The sequence below is a fragment of the Pseudomonas sp. 22526 genome, assembly GCF_052044735.1.
GTDB lineage: Bacteria > Pseudomonadota > Gammaproteobacteria > Pseudomonadales > Pseudomonadaceae > Aquipseudomonas > Aquipseudomonas piscium.
The window spans coordinates 173,282-189,301 of sequence record NZ_JBQENK010000005.1; the positions used below are offsets into that span (position 1 = coordinate 173,282).

At 66.3% G+C, this 16,020-nt stretch carries 15 protein-coding genes; 8 read left to right on the forward strand and 7 right to left on the reverse strand.

Going from position 1 to position 16,020, the window contains the following annotated elements:
- Window positions 1-36: 36 nt before the first annotated feature.
- On the forward strand, window positions 37-1,290 hold the full coding sequence (gene codA, locus ACTJKT_RS09795; RefSeq protein ID WP_440786922.1) for a cytosine deaminase: 1,254 nt from the start codon (window positions 37-39) through the stop codon (window positions 1,288-1,290).
- A 129-nt stretch (window positions 1,291-1,419) separates the two neighbouring features.
- On the opposite strand, the gene ACTJKT_RS09800 is transcribed toward codA, so the two are convergent.
- The 3 genes from ACTJKT_RS09800 to ACTJKT_RS09810 all read right to left on the reverse strand — a co-directional run bounded on the left by ACTJKT_RS09800 (window position 1,420) and on the right by ACTJKT_RS09810 (window position 5,235).
- Entirely contained in the window at window positions 1,420-2,415 is a 996-nt protein-coding gene (locus tag ACTJKT_RS09800; protein ID WP_440786923.1) for a diaminopimelate epimerase, read from the reverse strand.
- 88 nt (window positions 2,416-2,503) lie between these two features.
- On the reverse strand, window positions 2,504-3,859 hold the full coding sequence (gene gudD, locus ACTJKT_RS09805; protein ID WP_440786924.1) for a glucarate dehydratase: 1,356 nt from the start codon (window positions 3,857-3,859) through the stop codon (window positions 2,504-2,506).
- Between the two features lie 23 nt (window positions 3,860-3,882).
- A complete protein-coding gene (locus tag ACTJKT_RS09810) occupies window positions 3,883-5,235 on the reverse strand; it encodes an MFS transporter (RefSeq protein ID WP_440786925.1) in 1,353 nt (450 codons plus the stop codon).
- Window positions 5,236-5,578: 343 nt separating this feature from the next.
- Between ACTJKT_RS09810 and ACTJKT_RS09815 the strand changes: the two genes are divergently transcribed.
- Window positions 5,579-6,295 (forward strand): FadR/GntR family transcriptional regulator, encoded by a 717-nt coding sequence (locus ACTJKT_RS09815; protein WP_440786926.1) that lies wholly within the window; start codon window positions 5,579-5,581, stop codon window positions 6,293-6,295.
- A gap of 32 nt (window positions 6,296-6,327) precedes the next feature.
- Here ACTJKT_RS09815 and ACTJKT_RS09820 read toward each other — a convergent pair whose 3' ends face one another.
- Window positions 6,328-7,110 (reverse strand): AraC family transcriptional regulator, encoded by a 783-nt coding sequence (locus tag ACTJKT_RS09820; RefSeq protein WP_440786927.1) that lies wholly within the window; start codon window positions 7,108-7,110, stop codon window positions 6,328-6,330.
- A 92-nt stretch (window positions 7,111-7,202) separates the two neighbouring features.
- On the opposite strand from ACTJKT_RS09820, the gene ACTJKT_RS09825 reads away from it, so the two are divergent.
- Window positions 7,203-7,454, forward strand: a complete 252-nt coding sequence (locus tag ACTJKT_RS09825; RefSeq protein WP_440786928.1) for a DUF7709 family protein — start codon at window positions 7,203-7,205, stop codon at window positions 7,452-7,454.
- Between the two features lie 585 nt (window positions 7,455-8,039).
- Here ACTJKT_RS09825 and ACTJKT_RS09830 read toward each other — a convergent pair.
- Window positions 8,040-9,056 carry a cyclase family protein gene (locus tag ACTJKT_RS09830; protein ID WP_440786929.1) on the reverse strand — a complete coding sequence of 339 codons (1,017 nt, stop codon included), beginning with the start codon at window positions 9,054-9,056 and terminating at the stop codon, window positions 8,040-8,042.
- 98 nt (window positions 9,057-9,154) lie between these two features.
- On the opposite strand from ACTJKT_RS09830, the gene ACTJKT_RS09835 reads away from it, so the two are divergent.
- Window positions 9,155-10,069, forward strand: a complete 915-nt coding sequence (locus tag ACTJKT_RS09835; RefSeq protein WP_440786930.1) for a LysR family transcriptional regulator — start codon at window positions 9,155-9,157, stop codon at window positions 10,067-10,069.
- Here ACTJKT_RS09835 and ACTJKT_RS09840 read toward each other — a convergent pair.
- The gene (locus tag ACTJKT_RS09840; protein ID WP_440786931.1) at window positions 10,054-10,962 is read right to left on the reverse strand and encodes a LysR family transcriptional regulator; all 909 of its coding nucleotides are present in this window, start codon (window positions 10,960-10,962) and stop codon (window positions 10,054-10,056) included. The two genes, ACTJKT_RS09835 and ACTJKT_RS09840, sit on opposite strands and share 16 nt — an antisense overlap.
- Before the next feature lie 147 nt (window positions 10,963-11,109).
- On the opposite strand from ACTJKT_RS09840, the gene ACTJKT_RS09845 reads away from it, so the two are divergent.
- Window positions 11,110-11,532 (forward strand): DoxX family protein, encoded by a 423-nt coding sequence (locus tag ACTJKT_RS09845; RefSeq protein ID WP_440786932.1) that lies wholly within the window; start codon window positions 11,110-11,112, stop codon window positions 11,530-11,532.
- A 158-nt stretch (window positions 11,533-11,690) separates the two neighbouring features.
- Here ACTJKT_RS09845 and ACTJKT_RS09850 read toward each other — a convergent pair whose 3' ends face one another.
- A complete protein-coding gene (locus tag ACTJKT_RS09850) occupies window positions 11,691-12,161 on the reverse strand; it encodes an Lrp/AsnC family transcriptional regulator (RefSeq protein ID WP_440786933.1) in 471 nt (156 codons plus the stop codon).
- 136 nt (window positions 12,162-12,297) lie between these two features.
- Between ACTJKT_RS09850 and ACTJKT_RS09855 the strand changes: the two genes are divergently transcribed.
- The 3 genes from ACTJKT_RS09855 to ACTJKT_RS09865 are packed head-to-tail and all read left to right on the forward strand — an operon-like array spanning window position 12,298 to window position 16,006.
- On the forward strand, window positions 12,298-13,560 hold the full coding sequence (locus ACTJKT_RS09855) for a Zn-dependent hydrolase (RefSeq protein WP_440786934.1): 1,263 nt from the start codon (window positions 12,298-12,300) through the stop codon (window positions 13,558-13,560).
- A gap of 34 nt (window positions 13,561-13,594) precedes the next feature.
- Window positions 13,595-14,830, forward strand: coding sequence for a diaminopropionate ammonia-lyase (locus ACTJKT_RS09860; RefSeq protein WP_440786935.1), 1,236 nt, complete (start codon window positions 13,595-13,597; stop codon window positions 14,828-14,830).
- Window positions 14,831-14,845: 15 nt separating this feature from the next.
- Entirely contained in the window at window positions 14,846-16,006 is a 1,161-nt protein-coding gene (locus ACTJKT_RS09865) for an MFS transporter (protein WP_440786936.1), read from the forward strand.
- Window positions 16,007-16,020: the final 14 nt, after the last annotated feature.

Consider the following 16,020-nt stretch of genomic DNA (forward strand, 5'->3'; position numbering starts at 1 on the left):
ACCCTGACCGCCTGGATTGAAAAAGGAATAGCTCCGATGCTCATCATCAACGCCCGCCTGCGCAACCGTGAAGGCCTGCATGAACTGCGCCTGGAAAATGGCCGCATCGCCAGCATCGCCCGGCAGACCGAGGCCCAGACCCTGGGCCCTGACGACCTCGACGCCGGCGGCAACCTGGTGGTGCCGCCCTTCGTCGAGCCGCACATTCACCTGGACGCCACCCTCACCGCCGGCGAGCCGCGCTGGAACATGAGCGGCACCCTGTTCGAAGGCATCGAATGCTGGGGTGAGCGCAAGGCCACCATCACCCAGGAAGACACCAAGGCCCGCGCCCGCAAAACCATCCGTGCCCTCGCCGCCCACGGCATCCAGCATGTGCGCACCCATGTCGATGTCACCGACCCGGAGCTGACCGCGCTCAAGGCCATGCTCGAAGTGCGCGAGCAAAGCACGCACCTGGTGGACATGCAGATCGTCGCCTTTCCCCAGGAAGGCATCGAAAGCTACCGCAACGGCCGCGAGCTGATGGAAGAGGCGATTCGCCTGGGCGCCGATGTGGTGGGCGGCATTCCGCACTTCGAGTACACCCGTGACCAGGGCGTGAGCTCGGTGAAGTTCCTCATGGACCTGGCCGAACGCACCGGCTGCCTGGTGGACGTGCATTGCGACGAGACCGACGACCCGCATTCGCGTTTTCTCGAAGTGCTGGCCGAAGAGGCCCGCAGCCGCGACATGGGTGCGCGGGTGACCGCCAGCCACACCACCGCCATGGGTTCCTATGACAACGCCTACTGCGCCAAGCTGTTCCGCCTGCTCGGCCACTCGGGCATCAGTTTCGTTTCCTGCCCCACCGAAAGCATCCACCTGCAGGGGCGCTTCGACAGCTTCCCGAAACGCCGCGGCGTGACTCGGGTCAACGAGCTGCTGGAAGCCGGGATGAACGTGTGTTTCGGCCAGGACTCGATCGTCGACCCCTGGTATCCCCTGGGTAACGGCAACATCCTGCGGGTGCTGGAAGCCGGCCTGCATATCTGCCACATGCTCGGCTACCGCAACCTGCAGAGCGCTCTCGACCTGGTCACCGACAACAGCGCCAAGGCTATGGCCCTGGGCGAGCGTTACGGCCTGGAGGAAGGAAGGCCCGCCAACCTGCTGATTCTGTCGGCCGACAGCGACTACGAAATGATCCGCAGCCAGGGCCTGCCGCTGTACTCGATCCGCGACGGCAAGGTGCTGATGAAACGGCAGATGGCCCAGGTGGAGCTGCCGGGCGATGCGGGTTTTGTGTAACGGCCACTGACGTCATCGCGGGCAATCGAGCGTCGACCGGCCGCTCCTACAGGGATTGGGTTGGCCGCAATGGTGCGCCCGCCGCGACTTTGTAGGAGCGAGGCTTGCCCGCGATAGCGATCGTTCGGCTTACCCTATAGCCGTTGCCGTACCGAACAGACTGACCCGCACCAACTCCCCACCCTGCGCTTCCAGGCGCAACGGCGCGGTACCGCCAGGCATCACCACCGCCACTTCGCCGGCCTTGACCCAACCGACCCGCCACGCCGCGCTGGCCACCGCACTGGCGCTGGTGCCGGAGGATGCGGTGGCGCCTTCGCCGCGTTCGAACACCCGCGCGGCGATACGCTGTGGGCCTTCCAGCCACGCCCATTGCAGGTTCACCCCCGCCGGGCAAGGTTCGCCGCTGCCGGTGGGCATGGCGTAGGCGATGCGGGTCAGGGCCTCGGCCAGGGGCGCCTCGCTCATCTGCCGGTTGCTCGGCAAGGCGCTGGCGTCGTCGACCAGGGTCACGCAATGAGGGTTGCCGATGCGCACGAACTGGCTGCGGCTCCATTCCGGACGCAACCGCGCCAACCCGCGCACACGGCTCAGGTCGACGCAGCTCGAACCCTCATGCTCGACCCCTTGTTGCGCGCCCACGGCCTGTGGCCCGAACCCCGGTTGCCCGAGGTCCAGCCAGAAGCCGGACACCCCGGCCACCTGCGCCGGCTCGACCACAGTCGCCACCGGCGACACCCCATCCGGCTTGTCATGGTGCACCCGCAACTCCGTAGGCCCCTGAGCCGGCAGCAGCCCTTGCTCGGTCAAGGCCTGGGAAAAGATGGTCAGGCCGTTGCCGCTGCGCTCGGCCAGGGTGCCGTCGGTGTTGACGATCAGCAGGTCGAACGGTGGCGCGTCCTGGAACGGCCCGACCAGCAAGCCGTCGCTGCGATGGGCCTTGGCCCCTTCCGGCCGGGTGCCGGGCGCCCAGCCGCACAAGGCCTCGATGGCCTGTTCGCTCCAGTCGGCCCGGGCTAACGCCGCCTCGGCCGCGCTGGCCGGCAAGGCAATCCCCAGCTCACGTACCGTGGCGGGCGCCACTACGCCGTAAAGATTGCCGCGGGCATCGTAGAAAGAAGTCATGTGGAGCTTCCAAAAGCAGACGGGCCGCTGACATTACTGTGAATGCAGCGGCCCGGCCAAGCCCCCTACCAAGCTTCCCCTACCTGGCTCAGCGCACCAGGCACGGCCGCTTGTTATCGAAGCGCCAGCCCGGGATCAGGAACTGCATGGCCACACTGTCGTCCCGCGCGCCCAGGCCCCGGCTGTTGTACAGCTCATGGGCGCGGGCCAGCGCATCCAGGTCCAGCTCGACCCCCAGCCCCGGCGTCTGCGGCACCGCCACACAGCCCTCAACGATCTGCAAGGGGTTGCGGGTCAGGTGCTGGCCGTCCTGCCAGATCCAGTGGGTGTCGATGGCGGTGATTTCGCCCGGCGCCGCGGCCGCCACATGGGTAAACATGGCCAGGGAAATATCGAAGTGGTTGTTGGAATGCGAGCCCCAGGTCAGGCCCCATTCATGGCACATCTGCGCCACCCGCACCGAACCCTGCATCGTCCAGAAATGCGGATCGGCCAGGGGAATGTCCACCGCTTGCAGCTGGATCGCGTGGCCCATTTCCCGCCAGTCGGTGGCGATCATATTGGTCGCGGTGGGCAGCCCGGTGGCGCGGCGGAACTCGGCCATCACCTCACGCCCGGAGTAACCGTTTTCCGCTCCGCAGGGGTCTTCGGCATAGGCCAGCACCTGGTGTTGGTCGCGGCACAGGGCGACCGCCTGCTTCAGCGACCAGGCGCCGTTGGGATCGAGGGTGATGCGCGCCTGGGGGAAGCACTCGGCCAGGGCGGTGACCGCCTCCATCTCCTCTTCGCCGCGCAGCACGCCGCCCTTGAGCTTGAAGTCGTTGAAGCCATACCGCGCCCTGGCCGCCTCGGCCAGGCGCACGATGCCCTCGGCGTTCAGCGCCGGCTCGTGGCGCAGGCGCAGCCAGGCATCGTCGGCCTCGGCTTCGTTGCGGTAGGCCAGGTCGGTCTGGCGCCGGTCGCCGATATAGAACAGGTAGCCGAGCATCTTCACCGATTCGCGCTGCTGGCCTTCGCCGAGCAAGGCCGCCACCGGCACGCCGAGAAACTGGCCAAGCAGATCGAGCAGCGCCGCTTCCAGGGCGGTGACCGCATGGATGGCCACGCGCAGGTCGAAGGTCTGCAGTCCCCGCCCCTCGGCATCGCGCCCGGCAAAACGCTGGCGCACCCGGTTGAGCAGCTTCTGGTAATGGCCGATGGGCTGGCCGAGCAGCAGTTCGCGGGCCTCTTCGAGGGTGGCGCGAATCTTTTCGCCCCCCGGCACCTCACCGACTCCGGTGTTACCGGCGCTGTCGCTGATGATCACAATATTGCGGGTGAAGAACGGGCCGTGGGCGCCGCTGAGGTTGAGCAGCATGCTGTCATGCCCGGCCACTGGCACTACTTGCAGGCGGGTGATGAGGGGCGTCTGGCCAGGGTGATGCTGGGTGGAATCAAAAGTCATGGGTCGGTTCCTGTCGGCAAAAATCAGTGGGATTTATCCAGCAGCGGGCGGGTTTCGCCCAAGGGCGCCGGCGCGGCAACGGGCTTGGGCCGGGTGCGGGCGAAAAACACGATGATCGCGGCGATGATCGAGGTCGCCGCCAGGCCGTACAGCCCGCCCTGGATCGACCCGGTGCGCTGCTCCAGCAAACCGAAAGTAGCCGGGGCGACGAAGCCACCCAGGTTGCCGATGGAGTTGATCAGGGCGATCACCGCCGCGGCGATGCGTGCATCCAGATAAGCCTGGGGAATCGGCCAGAACAGCGCGGACGCCGACTTGAAGCCGATGGCGGCGAAACACACCGCGACAAAGGCGAACACCGGCCCGCCGGTGGTGGACAGGAACATCCCCACAGCCGCCACCAGCAGCGCGATGGCGACCCAGGCCTGCTGGAACTTCCATTTGCCGGAGGCCGCGGCGAAGGCGTACATGGCGATGATCGAGATCAGCCAGGGAATGGAATTGAAGAAGCCCACCTGCAAGTCGCTGAGGTCGCCCATCTTCTTGATGATGCTCGGCAGCCAGAAGGTGGCGGCGTAGATGGTCAGCTGGATGCAGAAGTAGATCAGGCAGAACAGCAGGATCTGCCGGTCCTTGAGCAGGGTCCAGAGCGACGGCTTGACCGGCATCGCCGCTTCGCGCTCGCGCTGCTCGTTGTCGATCGCCAGCACCAGCGCGTCCTGTTCGGCGGTACTCAGCCACTTGGCGTCGCGGGGCGCGGAGTCGAGCCAGAACCAGACAAAACCGCAAAGCAGCACCGAGGCCATGCCTTCGATGATGAACATCCACTGCCAGCCGTGCCAGCCCAGGCCTTCGATCTGCAACAGCGCCCCGGACAGCGGGCCGGAGACCAGCGAAGCCAAGGCCGACCCGCTCAAGAAAATGGCGATCGCCTTGCCCCGCTCCACGCCAGGCAGCCAGCGGGTGAAGTAGTAGATCACCCCGGGGAAGAACCCGGCCTCGGCCACCCCCAGCAGGAAGCGCAGCACATAGAACTGGGTTTCGTTCTGCACGAAGGCCATGGCCGTGGCCACCAGCCCCCAGGTGAACATGATGCGGGTCAGCCAGATCCGCGCGCCGACCCGCTGCAACAAAATGTTGGATGGCACTTCGAACAGCGCGTAACCGATGAAGAACAGCCCGGCGCCAAAACCGTAGGCCGCAGCGCCGATGCCCAGGTCATGTTCCAGGTGAGTGCGGACGAAGCCGATGTTGACCCGGTCGATGTAGTTGACGATGAACATGATCACGAACAGCGGCAGCACATGGCGCTTGACCTTCGCCACGGCGCTGGCCAGCAGGGAATCGTCCCCGGACGGATTGAGGGTGGTGTTCACTATGCCTCTCCCACTTGTTTGTTGTTATGTGCGGGTAACTGGGCGAGCGCCGCAGTTGACAGTCATCATACAAGTACAAAAATAACGTCACAAGCAGCGATTCACGACAGAAACCTGCGCACAGAGTCTTTCTGAGCGAAGAGGACATCGATAAATAAAATTAAGTAATTGATTTTATTTGAATAAATAAAATATCCAGCGAACACGATATTTTTTCAATCGCCCCGCTCGCAGGGAAAACAGGCTGAATCCAGCAACAACTTATCCGACAACTTGTCGTACATGTCAGACAAGTCTTATCGCTTCAGTGATAAGCTCTTGGCTTTCCCCGCGCGACCTTGCCATGAACAGCGAATCCGATATCGCCCCGGGCCGCCGTCGCCCTTCCACCAACCTGGCCCATGAGCTGGTCAGCGACCTGACCCAGCAGATCATGCGCGGCATTCTCAAGCCCGGTGACAAGCTGCCGTCGGAAAGCACCATCGTCCGCGCCCATGGCGTCAGCCGCACCGTGGTGCGCGAAGCCATCTCCAAGCTGCAGGCCGCCGGCTGGGTGGAGACCCACCACGGCGTCGGCAGCTTCGTGCTGGAACGCCAGGACACCCATGGCCTGCGCCTGAATGTCGATACCGCCCTGAGCGTGCGCGACATCCTCGAACTGCGCCTGGGCCTGGAAACCCAGGCGGTGGCCCTCGCCGCCCGCCGGCGCAGCGCCGAGCAACTGGCGCAGATGCGCCAGGCGCTGGACGACTACCAGCAACTGCTGGCCAACAACGACAGCTGCGTGGAGGCCGACCAGCGCTTCCACCTGCTGATCGCCGAAGCCACCGGCAACCCGTATTTCGTGCAGATCCTGCAATCTTTGGGCAACGCCCTGATCCCGCGGACCCGGGTGCGTGACGCCGAGCGCGGCGATGTCGACCTGGCGCAACTGGCGACCCTGGCCAACCAGGAACACGAAGCCATCTACGCCGCCATCCGCCGCCAGGACCCGGATGCCGCGCGGGCGGCGATGTGGACCCACCTGAGCAACAGCCGGGAGCGGTTTTCGGCGGGATGATCAGGCGGGCCTGATCGCGAGCAAGCTCGCTCCTACAGGTGCAACCGGGCGAAATAGCGCCCCGGCGTTACCCCGAACTGACGGCGGAACATGGCGATAAAGGCGCTGACATTGTCGTAGCCCAGGTCCAGCGCCACCCGGGTCACCGCGTCGCCCGCCGCCAGGCGCTCCAGGGCCCGCAGCAGGCGTGCCCGCTGCCGCCACTGGCTGAAGGCAAAACCGGTCTCGCCGACAAAACGCCGGGCCAGGGTCCGCGACGAGATCCCCGCCCACTGCGCCCAGGCTTCCAGACCACGGTTGTCCGCCAGGTCGTCGGCCAGCGCCTGGCAGATCCGCCGTAACCGCGGGTCCACAGGCAACGGCAAACCTAAGGGTTCCACCGGCAAGCTGACCAGCTCATCGAGGATCACCCGGGCGATGTGCAGTTGCGGCTTATCCAGCGCACCTTGCGGCCAACTCGCCGCACGCATCACCGCCTCCCTCAACAGCCCGGAGGTGGCAATGATCCGTGGCTCCGCTGGCAGTTCGTGGCAGGCGTCGGGCTCGATATAGACACTCCAGCCATCGAACGGCCCATGGGAACGCAAGGCGTGTTCGCACCGGGGCGGCACCCACACTGCATGGGTCGCCGGCACCACCCACTGGCTGTCGGCCGCCGTCACCGACAGCAGGCCGCGCCGGGCGCCAAGCAGTTGGCCGCGGGCGTGACTGTGGGCGGCGGTCAACCGCTCGATCGGACTCTGTTGCCAGGCCGCGACCAGCAGCGGGCCGCCCTGGGCTTGAGCGAGCGCGGAGGAAACCAGAGGTTGGGACATTGGCAGTTTCAGGTTATTCAATGGCATGAATCAGGCAGTTTAGCCAATCCTCAAGCCGCAGACTGAAAGCTCATTCAAACGAGGACTGCTCCATGCGCGCCGAAGACCTGTTACCCGATCATCTCAACCATGCCGATTTCAACGGCACCCAAGTGCGCAAGGGCACGGTGGGGGCCTTCCTGGCCAATGCCCGGCTCTGGGCCGAACCGGCCACGCCGACAGAACAGCGGCGCGCCGCCGAGCAGGACCTGCTGGCCGCCCTGCCGGCGCTCCGCGCCCTGGGGCTGTTCGAACTGATGCAAATACGCGACCCGGCCTTGCGAACGTTGTGCGGGCAAGACTGAGCCCAGCCGCTGACACCCCCTGTAGCCGCTGCCGAGCCCGCGAGGCTGCGATAGACCCGCAGGGTCTCCAGCGCCCGCAAGATCCCCGCGAGCGTCCCGCTCGATCGCAGCCTGCGGCAGCGGCTACACAAACATCGGGCCCGACCGGAATATCGAGGGTGTCACCGCCCCTGTAGCCGCTGCCGAACCCGCGAGGCTGCGACAGACCCGCAGGGTCTCCAGCGCCCGCAAGACCGCCGCGAGCATGCCGCTCGATCGCAGCCTGCGGCAGCGGCTACACAAGCATCGAGCACCACCGGCTATCGAGGGTGCAGCCCCTGTAGCCGCTGCCGAGCCCGCGAGGCTGCGATAGACCCGCAGGGTCTCGGCGCCCGCAAGACCGCCACGAGCGTGCCGCTCGATCGCAGCCTGCGGCAGCGGCTACACAAGCATCGAGCACCACCGGCCATCGAGGGTGCAGCCCCTGTAGCCGCTGCCGAGCCCGCGAGGCTGCGACAGACCCGCAGGGTCTCCAGCGCCCGCAAGACCGCCGCGAGCGTGCCGCTCGATCGCAGCCTGCGGCAGCGGCTACAGGTCAAACGTCGCCTAGCGAATCGGCAAGGCGATAGGACGAATCGGTGCGGCATCGGCTCCGCGGAACTTCAACGACGCGCCGATAAAGGCGAACTGGTACACCCGGTCCCGCGACAGGCCTTCGAGGTTGACCAGCTCCAGGATCGGCGCGCCCTGCATCGCCAGCAGGTAGGTGTGCAACGGCAGGTAGTTGCCCTCCACCTCCGACGGGAAGGTCTCGAAACTGAGGTTATCGGCGCCCACCACCATGGCGCCGCCCTCCTCCACCAGAAACTTCGCCGCGTCCAGGCTCATGCCCGGCGGGTTGGCCATATAGGCCTGGGCCTTTTCATAGTCACGCATGCGCCCGGTGCGGATCAGCACCACGTCGCCCTTTTCCAGGCTGACCTGTTGCGCCTTCAGCGCCTGTTGCAGGTCGGCGCGGGTTACCCGGTAATTGTCGGCCAGCATGTCCACGCCCTTGGCCGCGGCGACGTCGATCAGCACCCCACGAGCAACGATCGGCGGCAGTTTTTCCGCGCCGGTGACGTTCCAGCCACGGTCGCCCAGGTGCTGGTCGGCGCGAAAGCCGTTCCAGATCTTGCCATTGAGGCCGAAGTGGTTGAGCGCATCGATATGGGTGCCCATGTGGGCGTACATCGACACCGCCGAGCCGGTGTAGCTGACATGCCGGTTCATCGGCTCGCCGACCTGCATCGGGTCGGCGATCACATTGCCGTGGGGGGTGTGGGTCATCCACATCTGATAGGGAGGATCGCCCGCCGCCTGCCAGCTGGGCATACCAACGTAATAGTCCACCGCCAGGTCGTAGGCCTGGCTGCCGTTGACCCGGGCCATGATCGCCGCCCGCGACTGCTCGGTGATCAGGTTCAGGCGACCGATTTCATCCTTCGGCCCCCAAGGGCTGACGCCCACCTCGGCCTGGGGCGCGGCGCTGCACTGTGCACTGAACAGGGCGCTGAACAGGGCGCTGAACAGCGACAAGGCGGCCAGGCCGGGGATGACACGCGACAAACGGGAAACAGTCATGACGACACTCCTGTGAAATGAAGTGGCCATGGTATGGATTAACAATTCGGCGATAATCAGGCGTTTCGTTAAGACATATTCAACCCAGGAGAAACAATATGGATGTGCTGGCAGCCATGCGCACCTTTCGCCGAGTGGTGGAGCGCGCCAGCTTCAGCCTCGCAGCCAACGACCTGGGGCAATCCACCGCCGCCGTCAGCAAGCAGGTGCGCCAGCTGGAGGAACACCTGGGCAGCCTGTTGCTGCTGCGCACCACGCGCCGCATGAGTTTGTCGGACGCCGGCCAGGCCTACTTCAGCGAGTGCTGCCACCTGCTCGACGAACTGGCGGCCCTGGAATGCGCGACCCGCGCTGGCACCCGCGAGCCCGGCGGCCGCCTGCGGGTCAACGCGCCGCTGTCGTTCGGCCTCAAGGTGCTGTCGCCGATCCTCGCCGACTTCATGCGGCGCTACCCGCAATTTCGCATCGACCTGACCCTCGACGACCGCCTGCTGGATGTGGTGAGCGAAGGCTTCGATGTGTCGCTGCGGATTCGCCGGCAATTGAGCGACTCATCGCTGATCGCCCGCCGACTGGGGGAAATCGAGCAGGTGATCTGCGCCGCCCCGGCCTACCTGCAGGCCCATGGCAGCCCGCAGACCGTCGACCATCTGCGCGACCACAGCTGCCTGGCCTATCGCCTGGCCGAGCATCCCGGCCATTGGCAGCTGGAAGGCCCGCAAGGCAGCAGCCGCCTGGAACTGCCGGTGCGCTTTGCCGTGGACAACAGCCTGATGCTCAGCGACATGCTCCAGGCCGGGCTGGGCATTGGCGCCCTGCCTTCGTTCATCGCCCAGCCGCTGCTCGACAGCGGCCAGTTGCAGCGGGTCCTGCCCTGCTACTCCATGCCAGGCCGCACCATCTACGCGGTGTATGCCAGCAATCGCCATGTGTCGCAGAAGATCCGCTTCTTCGTCGACTTCCTGGCCCAGGCCCTCGGCCCTGGCGGGGAGGTCGATCAGGCCGCGGACTGAGTCTGGGCCACCAGCCAATCGATCAGCCAGGACGCCGCCGGCCCCGGTGGCGTGTCAAGACGGTAGATGGCGTCGAAGCCATAAGGCAGGCCCTGGCTCCCCGGCAGGTCGAGCTGGACCAGGCGCCCGCTGGCCAGGTCTTCCTCGACCATCGGCGCCGGCATGTTGCCCCAGCCGATGCCTTCCCTGAGCAGCATGTGCTTGGAGCCCAGGTCCGCCAGGCGCCAGCTGTGGGTGCCGACCACGCCGAAATCCTGGTTGCGCGTCAGCTCGGAACGGTCCGACAGCACCAGTTGCACATGCTCGCGGCCGGCCCCCGGCAGGTTGACCGATGCCTGCGCCAACGGATGCTCCGGAGCCGCCACCGGAATCAGCTGGACGAACCCCACCTGCACCCGCTCGATACCGGCCAGATCGCGGTGCACCATGCCGCTGACGCCCACCGCGGCGCGCCCCGCCAGCACCATCTCGGCCACCGCACCCAGGGCCTCCATATGCAGGTGCAGCTGTACCGTGGGGAACTCGCGGCGGAAGTTTTTCAGCGCATCGACGATACGCGCCGCCGGGAACATCACGTCGATCACCAGGTGGACCTCCGCTTCCAGCCCCTGCAGCAAACCCTTGACCTTGGCCCGCAGGCCGTCGATGCCGTTGTAGATGCTGCGCGCCTCGGCCAGCACCGTGCGCCCGGCCTCAGTGAGCTGGGGTTTGCGGGTGGTCTTGCGGTCGAACAGCGTGACCCCCAGTTGCAGCTCCAGGTTGGCCATGGAATAGCTGATCACCGAGGTGGCGCGATGCAGCTTGCGCGCCGCGCCGGCAAAGCTGCCGACCTCGACGATGGTGAGGAAGATGCGCAATTGATCGAGGGTGGGCGTGCCGGGATTGCTGGACATGGTGCTGTTCTCGCAAAGGCTATGTTCTAGAAAATCGAACCTGACACTCGAAATTATTCGGCTATTGCGTTCATAAAGCCAGTGGCAAACTTCTCTCCATCGCGGCACACCAGAGTGGTGAGGCCGAACCCACTGAGAGAATCCAGCATGTCCACACTGACCAACAGCCTGTCCGCCACCTCGAACACCAACGCCAGCATCGGCCTGATCGGGCGCGTCCTGCTCAGCGCCATCTTCATCCTCTCCGGCTTCTCGAAAGTCGCCGCGCCGGCCGCCATGGTCGGTTACATCCAGTCGGTCGGCCTGCCCTTCCCGCAATTGGCCCTGGGTATCGCCATCGCCGTGGAACTGGGTGGCGGCCTGTTGCTGATCGCCGGCTACCGCACCCGCCTGGTGGCCCTGGGCCTGGCCGTGTTCAGCGTGGCCACCGCCCTGGCCTTCCACAACAACCTGGGCGACCAGAACCAGTTCATCCACTTCTTCAAGAACATCGCCATGGCCGGCGGCCTGCTGCAAGTGGTGGCCTACGGCGCCGGCCGCTTCAGCCTGGATGCCCGTCGCCAGGGTTGATCGACCTGCCCCACGAGCAAGCCAGAGATACCCGGCTTCTGTAGGAGCGAACGGGCGGCGATCCGACTTGCTCGCGATAAGAACGACGCGGTCCGCCTGACAGACCGCGTTTTCGTTTATCGCGAGCAAGCTTCGCTCCTACAGGTGTTGTGGGAATCTCAAAGGGCGGTCGGCACATCCAGCCCGACCTTGACCCGGCTCATGGCCACCAGGGTCTTGAAGCGCTTGACGTTGTTGTTCTCGAAGAACAGCTCGCGGGTCAATTCGTTGTACTGGGCCATGTTGCGCACGGCGAAGATCAGCACGAAATCGCACTCGCCCGCCACGTAGTAACACTGCTGCACCTGCGGGCAGGCCTGGAAGCTGCGCTTGAGCGCATCGAGCTGATCGATGCGTTCGCTCTCCACCTCCACCTCGACGATGATGCTCAGCTCATAGCCCAGCGCCTCGGGGGCGACGACCGCGCTGTAGCGTTCGATCACCCCTTCGTCGGTCAGGCGCTTGAGGCGCCGGTTGACCGCCGCGGTGGACAGGTTCACTCGCAACCCCAACTCGCTTTGCGGGGTTCGCGCATCCCGTTGCAGCTCGGCGAGCAGCTTCAGGTCGTAGGCATCCAGGCTGGTGGTCATGGGGCGGGAATCCGTGGCGGGCCGAATAATGGAATGAAATTGCGTAGAGCTTGGCGATTATGCGAAATAAATTCGCCAGCCACGCAATATTATTTCCGGGCCCTCAGCCCCATCAGCCACCTGGAACCTGCCTGCGATGCCTGCCGCTTCTTTACCCCCTTCCCTGCGCCTCGACGGCGCGACCCTGCTCCAGCAACTGCAAGAATTGGCCGCCATCGGCCACGACCCGCAACAGGGCGGGCGTACCCGGATTGCCCTGAGCGATACCGACAAGGCCGGCCGCGACCTGCTGGTCGGCTGGATGCGCGCCCTCGACCTGCAGGTGCGCATCGACCGCATCGGCAATATCTTCGGCACCCTGCGCGCCGACGGCGACCAGGGCCAACAGCAGGTACTGATGATCGGCTCGCATATCGACACCGTGACCAATGCCGGCGCGCTGGACGGCTGCTATGGCGTGCTCGCCGGGCTGGCGGTGGCGCGCGCCTATCGCACGGCCGGGGTGACGCCACGGCGCTCGATCTGCATCGCCGCCTTCACCAACGAAGAAGGCGTGCGCTACCAGCCGGACATGCTCGGCTCGCTGGTGTACGCCGGCGGCCTGGACATCGATCAGGCGCTGGACCTGATCGGCACCGACGGCAGCCGCCTGGGCGACGAACTGGCGCGCATCGGTTATGCCGGCGACATGGAGCCCGGGGCGCTGCTGCCCCATGAATACCTGGAACTGCACATCGAACAGGGGCCGATCCTCGAAGCGGAACACTGCCAGATCGGCGTGGTGGAAAACCTGCAGGGCATCTCCTGGCAGCAGATCAGCGTGCAGGGCAGCGCCAACCACGCCGGCACCACCCCCACCCACCTGCGCCACGATGCCGGTTGGGTGGCCGCGGCCACCACGGTGTTCCTGCGTGAGCTGGCCCAGGACTCCGCTGGCACCACCCTGGCCACCGTCGGTTGCCTGCAACTGCAGCCCAATGTGATCAACGTCATTCCGCGCCGGGCGGTGTTCAGCGTCGACCTGCGCGATCCCGACGAGCAGCGCCTGCTGGCCGCCGAACAACGCCTGGCGCGGTTTCTCGAGGATGCCGCGGCCAGCGAAGGGGTGACCATTACCTGCGAAACCCTGGCGCGTTTTCAACCGGTGGCGTTCGACCCCGGGCTGACCCGGCTGATCGAAACCTGCACCCGCGAACTGGGCCTGAGCCAACGGCCCATGACCTCCGGCGCCGGCCACGACGCACAGATGATCGCGCGCATCGCCCCGGCGGCGATGATCTTCGTGCCCAGCCGCGGCGGCATCAGCCACAACCCGCGGGAGCATACCGACGACCAGCAACTGCTCGACGGCGCCCAGGTGCTGCTGGCCGTGGTCCGCCGACGCCTGGAACAGGCCTGAGTCCATCTTCCCCTTGCCACCTCAAGGAGCCGCCATGCCCTACGCCAACCCCCATGCCGTGCGCACGCCCTACCCCGAAAGCCTGCGGCAGTGGCTGAGCATCGAACGCGCCGCGCAAAGCCGCGACTGGCTAGCCAACTGGTCGCTGCTCAACCCGCTGCCGACCCCGCTCTATGCGTTGCCGGACCTGGCCGAGCAGTTGGGGATCGCCCAGCTGTGGGTCAAGGACGAAGCCCAGCGCTCGACCCTGGGCAGCTTCAAGGCCCTGGGCGCACCGATCGCCCTGGTCCGGCAGATCCTTGCGCGCTGGCCGGATCAGGGCCTGAGCGCGCCCGGGCTGTTCAGCGGCGAATACCGCCCGTTGCTCAAGGACTTCACGGTGATCAGCGCCACCGACGGCAATCACGGCCGGGCGCTGGCGGCGGCCGCGCAGAGCATCGGCTGTCGCTGCGTGATCGTGCTGCATGCCCAGGTCAGCCTGGAGCGGGAACTGGCGATCGCTGCCTATGACGCGCACATCGTGCGGATTCGCGGGCACTACGATCAGTCGGTCGCCGAAGCCGCGCGCCTGGCCGCGACCTATGGCTGGCAGGTGATCGCCGACACCTCCTACGCCGGCTACGAACAGATCCCCTGCGACGTGATGCAAGGCTACGGCGCCCTGGTGGCCGAGGTGCTGGAACAGAGCGCCAACCAGCCCGGGCAGCCGGCGTTCAGCCATGTGTTGCTGCAAGGCGGCGTCGGTGGCCTGGCGGCGAGCGTGGCCAGTTACCTGTGGCAATTCCATGGCCCTGACCGGCCCCGGCTAATGGTGGTCGAACCCGAGCAGGCCGACTGCCTCTACCAGAGCGCCAAGGCCGGCCGCGCGGCCCAGGCCAGCGGCACGGTGGATTCGCTGATGGCCGGCCTGGCCTGTGGCGCCACCTCGCCCCTGGCCTGGCGCTTCCTGCAACCTTCGATCGATTGTTTTGTCACAGTCCCCGACGCGCTCGCCGCCGACGCCATGCGCCAACTGGCCAGCGGCAGCGCCCGGGACATTCCCCTGGTGGCCGGCGAATCCGGCGCCGCGGGCCTCGCGGGACTGAGCCTGATGTGCAAGGATGGCGCGCGGCGCAAAGTCGCGCACCTCGACGCCCACTCGCGCGTCCTGCTTATCAACACCGAAGGCGCCACGTCGCCGGCGGTGTATCAACAACTGGTCGGTGAAACGGCAGACTCGGTCCTCCAGCGGCAGCAGCAATGGCGACAAGCGCCAGGCGCGCCGGGGTGACCGCCAAGGATTTTTATGACAGCCCTGAACACCCACACCTCGCAACAACAGATCAGCCCCGGCCGCCTGGAACAGATGGCCACCCGCATCGCCTTTTTCATCGCCGGTTTCGGCATCGCCGCCTGGGCGCCGCTGGTGCCCTACGCCAAGGCCCGGGCCGGGCTCGATGAAGGCACATTGGGCCTGTTGCTGCTGTGCCTGGGGGTCGGTTCGATCCTGGCGATGCCGATCGCCGGGGTGCTCGCCGGGCGCTTCGGTTGCCGGCGGGTGATGGCCGCCGGCAGCCTGCTGATCTGCCTGGCCCTGCCGCTGCTGGCCACGGTGAGCACGGTGCCGCTGCTGATCGCCGGGCTGTTCATGTTCGGCGCCGGGCTGGGCACGGTGGATTCGACGGTGAACCTGCAGGCGGTGATCGTCGAACGGGCCAGCGGCCGGCCGATGATGTCGGGCTTCCATGGCCTGTTCAGCCTCGGCGGCATCGTCGGCGCGGCCGGTGTCAGCGCCATGCTCGGCCTGGGCCTGTCGCCGCTGGGCGCGACCCTGGTGGTGGTTGCACTGCTGGTCGCCGCCCTGCTCAAGGCAGCGCCGCACATGTTGCCGTACGGCAGCCAGAGCTCGGGCCCGGCCTTTGCCGTGCCCCACGGCGTGGTGCTGTTCATCGGCTGCCTGTGCTTCGTGGTGTTCCTCGCCGAAGGCGCGGTGCTGGACTGGAGCGCGGTGTTCCTCAGCGCCGAGCGCCAGGTGGATGCCGCCTATGCCGGCCTGGGTTACGCCGCATTCGCCCTGACCATGACCATCGGCCGCCTGACTGGCGACACCATAGTGCACAAGCTGGGGGCCAAGCGGGTGATCGTCATGGGTGGCTCGGTGGCCGCCGCGGGCCTGCTGCTGGCGACCCTGGCGCCCGCCTGGGAAGCGGCGCTGGTGGGCTATGCACTGGTGGGTGTCGGTTGCTCGAACATCGTGCCGGTGCTCTACACCGCGGTGGGCAAACAGACCGTCATGCCCGAAGCCATCGCCGTGCCAGCCATCACCACCCTGGGTTACGCCGGCATCCTCGCCGGCCCGGCCTTGATCGGTTTTATCGCCCACGGCAGCAGCTTGAGCATCGCCTTCGGCCTGATCGCGGTGATGCTGATCGGCGTGGCGGCCAGCGGGAAAGTGTTGAAGGTTTGAGCCCCTTCGCGGGC

Bases quoted from the DNA above. Each gene is read 5' to 3' on its own strand.
- codA (WP_440786922.1), top strand. From the start codon at position 37: ATGCTCATCATCAACGCCCGCCTGCGCAACCGTGAAGGCCTGCATGAA.
- ACTJKT_RS09800 (WP_440786923.1), bottom strand. From the start codon at position 2,415: ATGACTTCTTTCTACGATGCCCGCGGCAATCTTTACGGCGTAGTGGCG.
- gudD (WP_440786924.1), bottom strand. From the start codon at position 3,859: ATGACTTTTGATTCCACCCAGCATCACCCTGGCCAGACGCCCCTCATC.
- ACTJKT_RS09815 (WP_440786926.1), top strand. From the start codon at position 5,579: ATGAACAGCGAATCCGATATCGCCCCGGGCCGCCGTCGCCCTTCCACC.
- ACTJKT_RS09820 (WP_440786927.1), bottom strand. From the start codon at position 7,110: ATGTCCCAACCTCTGGTTTCCTCCGCGCTCGCTCAAGCCCAGGGCGGC.
- ACTJKT_RS09825 (WP_440786928.1), top strand. From the start codon at position 7,203: ATGCGCGCCGAAGACCTGTTACCCGATCATCTCAACCATGCCGATTTC.
- ACTJKT_RS09830 (WP_440786929.1), bottom strand. From the start codon at position 9,056: ATGACTGTTTCCCGTTTGTCGCGTGTCATCCCCGGCCTGGCCGCCTTG.
- ACTJKT_RS09835 (WP_440786930.1), top strand. From the start codon at position 9,155: ATGGATGTGCTGGCAGCCATGCGCACCTTTCGCCGAGTGGTGGAGCGC.
- ACTJKT_RS09840 (WP_440786931.1), bottom strand. From the start codon at position 10,962: ATGTCCAGCAATCCCGGCACGCCCACCCTCGATCAATTGCGCATCTTC.
- ACTJKT_RS09845 (WP_440786932.1), top strand. From the start codon at position 11,110: ATGTCCACACTGACCAACAGCCTGTCCGCCACCTCGAACACCAACGCC.
- ACTJKT_RS09850 (WP_440786933.1), bottom strand. From the start codon at position 12,161: ATGACCACCAGCCTGGATGCCTACGACCTGAAGCTGCTCGCCGAGCTG.
- ACTJKT_RS09855 (WP_440786934.1), top strand. From the start codon at position 12,298: ATGCCTGCCGCTTCTTTACCCCCTTCCCTGCGCCTCGACGGCGCGACC.
- ACTJKT_RS09860 (WP_440786935.1), top strand. From the start codon at position 13,595: ATGCCCTACGCCAACCCCCATGCCGTGCGCACGCCCTACCCCGAAAGC.
- ACTJKT_RS09865 (WP_440786936.1), top strand. From the start codon at position 14,846: ATGACAGCCCTGAACACCCACACCTCGCAACAACAGATCAGCCCCGGC.